This is a genomic window from Allobosea sp. (genome assembly GCF_035999205.1).
Classification (GTDB): Bacteria; Pseudomonadota; Alphaproteobacteria; order Rhizobiales; family Beijerinckiaceae; genus Allobosea.
Genome location: NZ_DASYHA010000024.1, coordinates 508,150 through 520,370, shown reverse-complemented (window position 1 = coordinate 520,370; position 12,221 = coordinate 508,150). Strand labels below are relative to the sequence as shown.

The following is a 12,221-nucleotide window of genomic DNA, read 5'->3' as shown; positions in this document are numbered from 1 at the left end:
GCCTGGCGCCGGCCTCGCTTGTCCCGCGCCAGCCCAGCGTTTAACGCTTGAAGCATGACACGCACCGCTTTCTACACCGGCTCTTTCGATCCCGTCACGAACGGCCATGCCGACGTCATCGCCGGGGCCGCAAGGCTCTGCGACCGCCTCGTGCTCGCCATCGGCGTCCATCCCGGCAAGACGCCGCTTCTGACTGCCGAGAAGCGCTCCGAGTTGCTGCGGGCGGTCGCGACGCCGCTGCTGGCGGCCTCGGGCGCGACGCTCGACGTCGTGACCTTCGATGACCTCGCTGTCGATGCCGCGCGCCGGGCAGGGGCCGGCATCATCGTCCGTGGCCTGCGCGATGGCTCCGATCTCGACTACGAGATGCAGATGGCGGGCATGAACGCGGTCATGGCGCCGGACATCCAGACGGTCTTCCTGCCGGCCTCCGGGACGGTGCGCCACATCACGGCGACCCTCGTCCGGCAGATCGCCGCCATGGGAGGCGATGTCGCGCCTTTCGTCCCCGCTCCGGTGCTGCTCGCGCTGAAGGAGCGCTTCGCCCAGCGCTGAGGCGCGCCCGCACTTCTGCCCCGGATTCGATCGCATCCTGCGGATTTGGGTTTGCATTTTGTGCAGAGCGATGGTGTCTCTGGGGTGAAGTGACTCGCTGCGCCATTCGTTGCGCATCGTCCCCCATCCGAGTTTGTCCGATGCGCCTCTCCCGCTATTTCCTGCCGATCCTGCGCGACACGCCCAAGGAAGCCGAGATCGTCTCGCACCGGCTGATGCTGCGCGCCGGCATGATCCGCCAGCAATCGGCCGGCATCTATTCCTGGCTGCCGCTCGGCCTGCGGGTGCTCAACAAGATCAGCAACGTCATCCGCGAGGAGCAGGATCGCTCAGGCGCCAACGAGATCCTGATGCCGACGATCCAGTCGGCTGATCTCTGGCGCGAGAGCGGGCGCTACGACGCCTATGGCAAGGAGATGCTGCGCATCAAGGACCGGCATGATCGCGACATGCTGTACGGGCCCACCAATGAGGAGATGGTCACCGAGATCGTCCGCTCCTACGTCAAGTCCTACAAGGACCTGCCGCTCAACCTCTACCACATCCAGTGGAAATTCCGTGACGAGGTCCGGCCGCGCTTCGGCGTGATGCGCGGCCGCGAGTTCCTGATGAAGGACGCCTATTCCTTCGATCTCGACAAGGACGCAGCGCGCCACGCCTATAACCGCATGTTCACGGCCTATCTGCGCACCTTCGCGCGGCTCGGCCTGAAGGCGATCCCGATGAAGGCCGATACCGGCCCGATCGGCGGCGACCTCTCTCATGAGTTCATCGTGCTCGCCTCGACCGGCGAGAGCGAGGTCTTCTGCCACAGCGACTACCTGAATTTTGAGACGCCCGCCGCCGATACCGATTTCGACAGCGTCGCCGGCCTGCAGGGCGTCTTCGATAAGTGGACGAGCCTCTACGCCGCGACCGAGGAGATGCACGACAAGGCCGCCTTCGAGGCGGTTCCCGAAGACAAGCGCGTCTCGGCGCGCGGCATCGAGGTCGGCCACATCTTCTATTTCGGCACGAAGTATTCCGAGCCGATGGGCGCAACGGTGGCGGGACCTGACGGCCAGCCCGTCCTGCTGCATGGCGGCTCCTACGGCATCGGGCCGAGCCGCCTCGTCGCGGCGCTGATCGAGGCCGGCCATGACGATGCCGGCATCGTCTGGCCGGACGAGATCGCGCCCTTCGACGTTGCGGTCATCAACCTCAAGGCCGGCGACGCGGCGACCGACGGTGCCGCCGAGCGCATCTACAAGGATTTGCTCGCCAAGGGTTATGACGCTGTGCTCGACGACACCGACGACCGGCCGGGCGCCAAGTTCGCCACCGCCGACCTGATCGGCGTGCCCTGGCAGATCATCGTCGGCCCCAAGGGGCTGGCCGAGGGCAAGGTCGAGATCAAACGCCGCAAGGGCGGCGAGCGCGAACTGGTTTCGCTCGAGGCCGCCCTCGACCGGTTCAAGGGCAAGGCGGCGTGAGCGTCACGGCCGCCACGGAATCCCAGAACGAGGCCCCGACCGGCACGCGTCCCTTCGCCGGCTTCGAATGGCTGCTGGCCGGGCGCTATCTGCGCACCCGCCGGCGCGAGGGCTTCGTGTCGGTCATCGCCGGCTTCTCATTTCTCGGAATCCTGCTCGGCGTCGCCACCCTGATCATCGTGATGTCGGTGATGAATGGCTTCCGCAAGGAGCTGCTGGAGAAGATCGTCGGCGTGAACGGCCACATCTTCGCCACGCCGATCGACCGGCCGCTCGACGATTACGACGTCGTCTCGCAGCGTCTGAAGGCCATACCTGGCATCAAGCTCGCCATCCCGCTCGTGGAAGGGCAGGCGCTCGCCTCGTCGCAGACGGGCAATGGTGGTGTGCTGGTCCGCGGCATCCGCGAGGCCGACATCAAGGCGATCCCCTTTGTCGGCGGCAATGTCCGGCGCGGCACGCTCGACGGCTTCGACACGGCCGGTGGCGTCGCCATCGGCAAGCGCCTGGCGGATTCGCTCGGCCTGCAGGCCGGCGATTCGATCAACATCATCTCGCCGAAAGGCGCCGCGACGCCCTTCGGCACCGCGCCGCGCATCAAGGCCTACCCGATCCAGGCGATCTTCGAGATCGGCATGACCGAGTTCGACGCCTCTTTCGTCTTCATGCCGCTGACCGAGGCGCAAGCCTATTTCAACCGCGAAGGCGACGTGAACGTCATCGAGATCTTCGTCGACAATCCCGACCGGACCCAAGGCGTGCGCGACGCGATCGAGGCCGACGCGCCGCGTCCGCTCGTGCTCTCCGACTGGCGCCAGCGCAACCGCAGCTTCTTCAATGCGCTGGAGGTCGAGCGCAACGTCATGTTCATTATCCTGACCCTGATCGTGCTGGTCGCGGCGCTGAACATCGTCTCCGGCCTGATCATGCTGGTGAAGGACAAGACCGAGGACATCGCGATCATGCGCACCATGGGGGCGACCCGCGGCACGGTGTTGCGCGTCTTCCTGATCACCGGGGCGGCGATCGGCGTCTTTGGCACGCTCGGCGGGCTCGCGCTCGGCATCGTCTTCTCGAAGAACATCAAGGCGATCATGGCGGCGCTGAACTGGATTACTGGCGCCAATCTCTGGGATCCGACCGTGCGCTTCCTCAGCGACATCCCCTCGGTGATCGACTGGGGCGAAGTCACCAGCGTCGTCGTGATGGCGCTCGTCCTGTCGCTGCTGGCGACCCTCTATCCAGCCTGGAAGGCGGCGCGGCTCGACCCCGTCCAGGCCCTCAGGATGGGGTGAGGCTCATGGCCGGTACGATGCAACGCGAGACCCCGACGCTCTTCCTGTCTCAGGTCGAGCGCCACTATCCCCAAAGCGATGCCCCGCTCGAAGTGCTGCGCAAGGCCGATTTCGCGCTGTGGCCGGGCGAACTCGTCGCTCTCGTCGCGCCCAGCGGCACCGGCAAGTCGACGCTGCTGCATGTCGCCGGCCTGCTGGAGAAGCCCGATGGCGGCGAGGTCTTCGTCGGCGGGCTGCCGACGACCAAGCTCGACGACAAGGGGCGCACCCGCCTGCGCCGGACCGAAATCGGCTTCGTCTACCAGTTCCACCACCTGCTTCCGGAATTCACCGCGCTGGAGAATGTCGTGCTGCCGCAGCGCATCCGCGGCCTCGACAAGGACCTGGCGGAGGAGCGGGCCTCCGAACTTCTGACCTTCCTCGGCCTCGGCGAACGGCTCGACCATCTCCCGAGCGAACTCTCCGGCGGCGAGCAGCAGCGCGTCGCGATCGGGCGCGCCGTCGCCAACACGCCGCGCCTGCTGCTGGCGGACGAGCCGACCGGCAATCTCGATCCGCACACTTCGCTCCACGTCTTTTCGACGCTGGTCGCGCTGGCGCGGGCGTCGGGGCTGGCCGCCTTGATTGCGACCCACAACCTCGATCTCGCGAGCCGGATGGACCGTCAGGTGACGATCCGCGACGGGCTCGTCGTACCGCTGTAGCGAAGGGATATCGCGCGCGAGCAGCTCCTGTTCAGGAGTCGTTAACCGCTGTTGCCATGCATTCTTCGCAATTGACGCACAGGCATTGACGAGAACAAAACATGAATTAATTTGGACATATCAGAAACACGAGGAGGTCGTCATGACCGTAGCGCGTAACCTGGCAGCCGGTATCGCGGAGATTGCATCGCTCGGGCTCTTCCTCGGCATGGTCTGGGTCTGGGCTGCGCTGCTCTCCGCGCCGAATATCTGACAGTCCACAATGCCCGACTCTGCCAGCATGGACGGCGGCGGGCGTCGCGCCTCATAAGAGGGGTCGAGAGCGACCGACGAGTCGCGGCAAGGCAGTGCAGGGCGGACGATGACGGGCGACACACGCATCCTCTCCGAGGTCGGCTTCGTCCATCTCCATGTCCATTCGAGCTATTCCCTGCTCGAAGGCGCCATGAACATCGGCACGCTCGCCAAGATGGCGGCGGCGGACGGCCAGCCGGCACTGGCGCTGACGGACACCAACAACCTGTTCGGTGCGCTCGAATTCTCCGAGAAGCTGGTCGGGTCCGGCGTCCAGCCGATCGCGGGCGTCCAGCTTTCCGTCGATTTTGCCGATGAGGCGGAGGGGGGGCGCAAGCCCGTCCAGCAGGAGCTGCCCCACCTCGTCCTGCTCGCGATGAACGAAGCCGGCTACGGCAACCTGATGAAGCTCGTCACCGAGGCCGCGCTGGCGAGCGGCGGCTCGGGCCAGCCTGTCTCCAATCTCGAGCGTCTCGCCTCCCATAACGATGGCCTGATCGCGCTGACCGGCGGCCATGGCGGCCCGGTCGACCTCGCTCTGCGCAACGGCCAGCTGCCGCAGGCGAAGGCCCGGCTCGCCGCACTGTCGCAGATCTTCGGCGATCGGCTCTATGTCGAGGTCCAGCGTCATGGCGGCGAGGGCGATGCGGCCGTCGAGGCGCATCTGCTGCGGCTCGCCTATGACGCCGACCTCCCCATCGTAGCCACCAACGAGCCCTTCTTCGCCAAGCCGGCGGATTACGACGCCCATGACGCGCTGCTCGCGGTCGCGTCCGGCAGGCTCGTGTCGGATGGTGAGCGCCGCCGCGTCACGACGGAGCACTATTTCGCCAGCCGCGCCGAGATGCAGAGGCGCTTCTCGGACCTGCCGGAAGCGCTGGCCGCCACGGTCGAGATCGCGATGCGCTGTCATTGGCGCGTCGGCAAGCGCAGTCCGATCCTGCCGCGCTTCGGGGACGAAGGCCGCGACGAGGCCGACGAACTGGCGGCCCAGGCCCGTGCCGGCCTGACCGCACGGCTCGCCAAACACGGCCCGGCCGAAGGCTATCAGGTCGAGGATTACGAGAAGCGGCTCGATTTCGAGCTCTCGATCATCACGCGGATGAAGTTCCCCGGCTACTTCCTGATCGTCGCGGACTTCATCAAATGGGCCAAGGATCACGACATTCCGGTCGGGCCGGGCCGCGGCTCCGGTGCGGGCTCGCTGGTCGCCTATGCGCTGACGATCACCGACGTCGATCCGCTGCGTTTCGGCCTGCTGTTCGAGCGCTTCCTAAATCCCGACCGCGTCTCGATGCCGGACTTCGACATCGACTTCTGCCAGAACCGGCGCGAAGAGGTGATCGACTACGTCAAGCGCCACTACGGGGAAGAGCGCGTCGCGCAGATCATTACCTTCGGTACGCTGCTCGCGCGTGGCGTGCTGCGCGACGTCGGCCGCGTGCTCGAGATGCCCTATGGCCAGGTCGACCGTCTGACCAAGCTCGTGCCGCAGAATCCCGCCAAGCCGATCTCTCTGAAGGATGCGATCGAGGGCGAGCCGAAGCTGCAGGCCGCCGCCGAGGAGGAACCGGTCGTCGCCCGCCTGCTCGAGATCGGGCAGAAGCTCGAGGGGTTGCACCGCCACGCGTCGACCCACGCCGCCGGCGTCGTCATCGGCGATCGGCCGCTCGAACAGCTTGTCGCGCTCTCCGTCGATCCCCGCACAGGCATGCGCGTCACCCAGTTCAACATGAAATGGGTCGAGCAGGCAGGTCTCGTGAAGTTTGACTTCCTCGGCCTCAAGACCCTGACGACGCTGACCACCGCGGTGAAGCTGATCGCCCAGCGCGATATCCATATCGACCTCGCGAGCCTGCCTTTCGACGACCCGACAACCTACGCGATGCTGGCGCGCGGCGAGACGGTCGGCGTGTTCCAGGTGGAATCGGCGGGCATGCGCAAAGCCCTGGTCGAGATGAAGGCCGACCGGATCGAGGACCTGATCGCGCTCGTCGCGCTCTATCGTCCAGGCCCGATGGACAACATCCCGACCTATTGCCGCCGCAAGCTGGGCTTCGAGGAGCCGACCTATCTGCATCAGGGCATGGAACCCTTCCTGGCCGAGACGCATGGCATCATCGTCTACCAGGAACAGGTGATGCAGGTGGCGCAGGCGCTCTCGGGTTATTCGCTCGGCGAGGCCGACCTGCTGCGCCGCGCCATGGGCAAGAAGATCAAGGCGGAGATGGACGCCCAGCGCGACCGCTTCGTGAAGGGCGCGATCGAGAACAACATCAAGAAGGATACGGCTTCCGAGATCTTCGACCTGCTGGCGAAGTTCGCGGATTACGGCTTCAACAAGAGCCACGCAGCCGCCTATGCAGTGGTCTCCTTCCAGACCGCCTATCTCAAGGCGAACTATCCGGTCGAGTTCCTCGCCGCGTCGATGACGCTCGACATGGGCAATACCGACAAGCTGTCCGAATTCCGTCGCGATGCCGAGCGTCTCGGCATCAAGGTGCTGCCGCCGGCGATCAACCGTTCCGGCGTCGAGTTCGACGTCCATGAAGGCGCGATCCATTATGCGCTGGGAGCGATCAAGGGCGTCGGCACGGCCGCGGTCGAATCGATCGTGAACGCACGGCGTGCCGGCGGGAACTTCAAGGATCTCGCCGATTTCGCCCGGCGCATCGACACGAAGCTGGTCAACCGGCGCACTATCGAGGCGCTGATTGCGGCCGGTGCGATGGACGTGCTCGAACCCGAGCGCGCCCGCGCCATGGCCGCGATCGACGGCATGCTCGCCTTGTCGAACCGCACCCGCGATCAGGCGGCGGCGGGCCAGTCCGACTTCTTCGGCGGCGGCTCGATGGAGGAGGCCTTCCGCATCCCGCCCGTCGAGCCCTGGGCCCCGGCCGAGCGGCTCAAGCGCGAGCACGATGCGGTCGGCTTCTTCCTTTCGGGCCATCCGCTCGATGATTACGAGCATGTGCTGAAGCGCTTGCGGGTGCAGCGCTTCGCCGATTTCGCCCAGACCGTGCGCGCCAACGGCACCGGCGTCGCCAAGGTCGCGGTATCGGTCATCGACAGGTCGGAGCGGCGCACCAAGTCGGGCTCGAAGATGGGCATCGTCAATCTGTCCGATCCGAGTGGACAGTTCGAGGCGGTGCTGTTCTCGGAGGCGCTCCAGCGCTACCGCGATCTGCTGGAGCCGGGCAGGGCGCTGGTCCTGCGCCTTTCGGCCGTGCTCGACGGCGAGGATGTCCGCCCGCGCATCGAGGACGCCGAGGTACTCGACGATCTCGCCGCGCGCCAGAAGCAGGACCTTCTGGTCTATCTGCGCGACGACAGGGCGCTGGCCTCGATCGCCGAACGCGTGCGGCCGCGCGGCGACGGCGTCCGGGCGGAAGGCAAGATCGCTCTCGTGATGATTCTCAATGACGGAGCCCAGGAGGTCGAGATAGAGCTGCCCGGCAAATATCCGGTCAACCAGCAGATCGCGAATGCGGTCAGGGCCGCGCCCGGCGTCGTCAGCGTCGAGCTGCGTTGAGCTGACGCGCTCGGCCCTTGTGCGCACCGGCTGGCAGTGCATTCTGCCGCAGGGACGTCAGCTCCTGACGTCGATGCCGGGGGGCAAACGTGAAGCACTATGTCGCGCATATCCCGATGAGCCTGGCCGTGCCCGAGGCCATGTACTGGGCCATCAAGGACGTGCTGGAAGGCGAATACGAGACCGGATTCGATGGTGTCGGTCTCGACATCCTCGACATCGGCGCCAATGTCGGCTCCTTCGCGCTCTGGGCAACCGCGCGCTGGCCGGGCAGCACCGTCACCTCATATGAGCCGCATCCCGGCACCTTCGAGCTGCTCAAGCGCAACACTCATCTTCGCCGCGACATCGTCGCGGTCAATGCCGCCTTGTTCCCCGGAGGGGCCAAGACGGCGAGTTTCGTCAGCCGCTTCGCCGGGGATGGCGAATCCGGCCTGGCCTCCTATGCTGGCGATACCTTCGTGGATGGCGCGATGGTCGAGCGCTACGAGGTCGCGGTCGTTGATCCGGCGAGCCTGCCCTCGGCGGATATCGTCAAGATCGACATCGAGGGGGGTGAAGGCGATGTGCTCGACGCCATCGACCTGTCCAAGACGTCGCTGGTGCTGCTGGAGTACCAGAACCGCAAGAACCGCGATCAGCTCTCAGCCCGGCTGCAGGCTGATTTCGACCTGATCGACACCGTCGAGCACATCTGGGATCCGCTGCTCGAACAGCGCTGCTACCGGCCCGACTTGGCCGGCGACGTCTATGGCCGCATGTTCGCCGCCCGCAAGGGCATGACGCGCATGACCCGCGCTGCCGGGCGATAGCGAAGCCGCACGATGCTGCTCCGGATCAGCTCGCCAGCGCGTTGATCCGGCTCTGGACCCGGTCGCGGCCCATGCGCTTGGAGCGGTAGAGCGCCTCGTCGGCATCGCGCAGCAGGCCCTCGAAAGTCTGGGAAGCGACGTTGCCCTCGGTCACGCCGATGCTCAGCGTCGGCGCCTTGCCGCCGCTGGCAAGATCCGCCGCCGCCGCACTGAAGGCGAGGCGAAGACGCTCGGCGACGCGCATCGCCTCGGGCAGACCCAGGTCCGGCAGGAGCACGGTGAATTCGTCGCCGCCGTGGCGGGCGAGGATGTCCTCGCGACGCAGCTCCCGACGGGCGGTGTCGGCGAAGAGGCGCAGAATGCCGTCTCCCGCCGCGTGGCCACGGGTATCGTTGAGAGACTTGAAATGGTCGATGTCGATCAGCAGCAGCGCGAGCCGGCGGGGGCGGTTCGAGCCGGCGCTGCTGAACTGGCTGATGGCGTTCTCGAGCCCGCTGCGGTTCATCGCGCCCGTGAGGGGATCGTGCTGCGCCAGGAAGACCAGCTGGTTGCGGCTGCGTTCCGTCGCAAGCAGCATCAAGGCGTTGCTGCGCATGATGATGAAGGCCGTCGCGACGATCGCGAGCCAGGCAAGCGGCGCATGCTTCTCGGAGAACAGGTCGGAGCCGAGCTGCCCGGTCAGGGCCAGCCAGCCCCGCAGCAGGAACAGCACCACCGTCGGAGCGAACAGGCCGACCAGGAGCCAGGCCGAGCGCAGCCGCTCACGACGCACCAGCCGCAAGCCCTCGCGGACGATCAGGACGTCGCAGGTCGAGCAGAGCACCGACATGAGCATCACGCGCCTTGCGAAGCCCTCCGGCTCGTTCCACAGGAAGAGCAGCACGCCGGCACCGGCGATCGCGCCGAGATAGAGCATCGTTCGCGCAGGCATCCCCGCGAAACTGCGCACGCTGGCAAGCAGCAGCAGATATCCAGACCACGTCGCCATATTGGCGATCTCGATCGAGACGAAGTCGGGAACGAGCCCTCTTAAGGCGATGAGCACCATGCCGCAGCCGAGCAGGAGGCTGCTCAGGCCCCAGAGCAGCGGCCAGCGCTCGAAGCGCGCTGTGAGGAGGGCGAAAAGCTGGATGCAGCCCAGGATGATGCAGGTGGTCGCGCCTACCACATAGATTGTGCGGAGATCGAGGATCACGGTCAGGCTGCCGTCCTGTAGCATTCGCCAGGTTGTTAGCATGCGGTCGTGAACGGACTCGAAACAGCGCGGGCAACACCACGACCCGATCTTGCGTTCGCGTGCCATCCCGTGTAAGGCGCAGCCCATCCCACATGGGGAGCATCGCCTCACTCCCGAGGCGCTCCGGTGACTTGGCAGCTCATGCCTTGTTCATTCGCACCCCAGAGGCTCAACCGGAAGGACGATACAGACCATGGCTCTGCCAGATTTCTCCATGCGCCAGCTCCTCGAGGCCGGTGCCCATTTCGGCCACCAGGCTCACCGCTGGAACCCGAAGATGTCGCCCTACATCTTCGGCACGCGCAACAACATCCACATCCTCGACCTGTCGCAGTCGGTGCCGATGCTGCATCGCGCCCTGCAGGCGGTCTCGGACACCGTCGCCCGCGGCGGCCGCGTCCTCTTCGTCGGCACCAAGCGCCAGGCGCAGGACTCGATCGCTGACGCTGCCAAGCGTTCGGCCCAGTATTACGTGAACTCGCGTTGGCTCGGCGGCATGCTGACCAACTGGAAGACTATCTCGGCCTCGATCCAGCGCCTGCGCAAGGTCGACGAGCTGCTGAACGGCGGCGGCACCGGTCTGACCAAGAAGGAGCGGCTGATGCTCGCCCGCGAGCGCGACAAGCTCGAGAAGGCGCTCGGCGGCATCAAGGACATGGGCGGCGTGCCGGACATGATCTTCGTGATCGACACCAACAAGGAAGCGCTCGCTATCAAGGAGGCCCAGCGCCTCGGCATCCCGGTCGCCGCGATCATCGACTCGAACTCGGATCCGGACGGCATCACCTTCCCGGTCCCGGCCAATGACGACGCCGGCCGCGCCATCCAGCTGTATTGCGACCTCGTCGCCCGTTCGGCCATCGACGGCATCTCGCGCGCTTCGGGCGACAGCGGCATCGATCTCGGCGCCTCCGAGGCTCCGATCGTCGAGGAAGCCCTGGCCGAGCCGGCTGCGGCCGAGGTTTCCGCCGCTTTCGAGCTGCTGACCACCCCGCGCGGCGCTCCGGACGATCTGACCAAGCTCTCGGGCATGGGCCCGGATGCCGTGCAGAAGCTCAACGATGGCGGCATCTACCACTTCTGGCAGATCGCTGCGATGTCGCCTGCCGACGTGACCAAGGTCGATCACGACCTGAAGCTCGGCGGCAAGATCGAGCGCGAGGGCTGGGTCGCCCAGGCCCGCGAGTTCGCCGACGCGTGATTTGAAGACGGAAGGCGGCGCGTCATCGGCGCGTCGCAATCCGGTTGCTGCACTAAGACCGAGATTGATGCCGACCAGCGCCGACGACCGGAAACGGAGCGTCGGCGTTGCCCCATAGGGGCGGTCGACTCGATTCCCGCGGATGGCCGGCATCTGGCGCCGCACGACAGATAAGGACGACGAGAATGGCTGCGATCACCGCCGCGATGGTGAAGGAACTCCGCGACAAGACCGGCGCGGGCATGATGGACTGCAAGACCGCGCTTGCCGCCGTCGATGGCGACATCGAGGCCGCAATCGACTGGCTTCGCACGAAGGGCCTGGCCAAGGCCGCCAAGAAGGCCGGCCGCGTCGCCGCCGAAGGCCTCGTCGCCGTGGCGGTCTCCGGCAACAGCGGTGTCGTCGTCGAGCTCAACTCCGAGACCGACTTCGTCGCCCGCAACCTCGAATTCCAGGGCCTCGTCCATGGTATCGCCAATGTCGTGCTGGAGCGCGGTGGCGACGTCGAGGCTGTGCTCGCCCATCACTATCCGGGCGGCGGGACCGTCCAGGAGGCGATCGCCAACGCCATCGCCACCATCGGCGAGAACATGACGCTGCGTCGCGTTGCCTCGCTTAACGTGTCGGCCGGCGTGATCGGCTCCTACGTCCATGGCGCGGTCGCCGACGGCCTCGGCAAGATCGGCGTCATCGTCGCGCTGGAATCGACCGGCAAGCAGGATGAGCTCGCTGCTCTCGGCCGCCAGCTCGCCATGCACGTCGCCGCCACCAATCCGGTCGCGCTCGACCTCGCCTCGATCGATCCCGAGATTCTGGCCCGTGAGAAGGCGATCCTGGCTGAGAAGAACGCCGGCAAGCCGGCCCATGTGCTCGAGAAGATCACCGAGAGCGGCCTGAAGAGCTACGCCAAGGAATACTGCCTGCTCGAGCAGGCCTATATCCATGACGGCTCGAAGTCGGTCGGCCAGGTGCTCAAGGAGATCGAGGGCAAGGTTGGCGCTCCCGTCGCGCTGAAGGGCTTCGCCCGCTTCGCGCTCGGCGAGGGCATCGAGAAGGAAGAGACGGACTTCGCCGCCGAAGTCGCCGCCGCCGGCGGCACGACGGGCTGAGCGGCACGTC

At 66.3% G+C, this 12,221-nt stretch carries 9 protein-coding genes; 8 read left to right on the top strand and 1 reads right to left on the bottom strand.

Annotated features, from left to right (window positions below):
• Positions 1-54: 54 nt before the first annotated feature.
• From coaD to VGN82_RS15160, 6 genes are all read left to right on the top strand, one after another.
• Positions 55-555 (top strand): pantetheine-phosphate adenylyltransferase, encoded by a 501-nt coding sequence (gene coaD, locus VGN82_RS15185; protein ID WP_327527851.1) that lies wholly within the window; start codon positions 55-57, stop codon positions 553-555.
• A 140-nt stretch (positions 556-695) separates the two neighbouring features.
• Positions 696-2,027: a proline--tRNA ligase gene (gene proS, locus VGN82_RS15180; RefSeq protein WP_327527850.1), complete on the top strand. Its 1,332-nt coding sequence runs from the start codon at positions 696-698 to the stop codon at positions 2,025-2,027.
• Positions 2,024-3,322, top strand: coding sequence for a lipoprotein-releasing ABC transporter permease subunit (locus VGN82_RS15175; protein ID WP_327527849.1), 1,299 nt, complete (start codon positions 2,024-2,026; stop codon positions 3,320-3,322). The genes proS and VGN82_RS15175 overlap by 4 nt, the downstream gene beginning before the upstream one ends.
• Before the next feature lie 5 nt (positions 3,323-3,327).
• A complete protein-coding gene (locus VGN82_RS15170) occupies positions 3,328-4,026 on the top strand; it encodes an ABC transporter ATP-binding protein (protein ID WP_327527848.1) in 699 nt (232 codons plus the stop codon).
• 361 nt (positions 4,027-4,387) lie between these two features.
• On the top strand, positions 4,388-7,852 hold the full coding sequence (gene dnaE / locus VGN82_RS15165; RefSeq protein ID WP_327527847.1) for a DNA polymerase III subunit alpha: 3,465 nt from the start codon (positions 4,388-4,390) through the stop codon (positions 7,850-7,852).
• 89 nt (positions 7,853-7,941) lie between these two features.
• Positions 7,942-8,664, top strand: coding sequence for an FkbM family methyltransferase (locus tag VGN82_RS15160; RefSeq protein ID WP_327527846.1), 723 nt, complete (start codon positions 7,942-7,944; stop codon positions 8,662-8,664).
• Between the two features lie 25 nt (positions 8,665-8,689).
• Here VGN82_RS15160 and VGN82_RS15155 read toward each other — a convergent pair whose 3' ends face one another.
• A complete protein-coding gene (locus tag VGN82_RS15155; RefSeq protein ID WP_327527845.1) occupies positions 8,690-9,859 on the bottom strand; it encodes a GGDEF domain-containing protein in 1,170 nt (389 codons plus the stop codon).
• Between the two features lie 235 nt (positions 9,860-10,094).
• On the opposite strand from VGN82_RS15155, the gene VGN82_RS15150 reads away from it, so the two are divergent.
• Together VGN82_RS15150 and tsf are read left to right on the top strand one after the other, a co-directional pair.
• On the top strand, positions 10,095-11,102 hold the full coding sequence (locus VGN82_RS15150) for a 30S ribosomal protein S2 (RefSeq protein ID WP_327527844.1): 1,008 nt from the start codon (positions 10,095-10,097) through the stop codon (positions 11,100-11,102).
• A gap of 185 nt (positions 11,103-11,287) precedes the next feature.
• Positions 11,288-12,211, top strand: a complete 924-nt coding sequence (gene tsf / locus VGN82_RS15145) for a translation elongation factor Ts (protein ID WP_327527843.1) — start codon at positions 11,288-11,290, stop codon at positions 12,209-12,211.
• Positions 12,212-12,221: the final 10 nt, after the last annotated feature.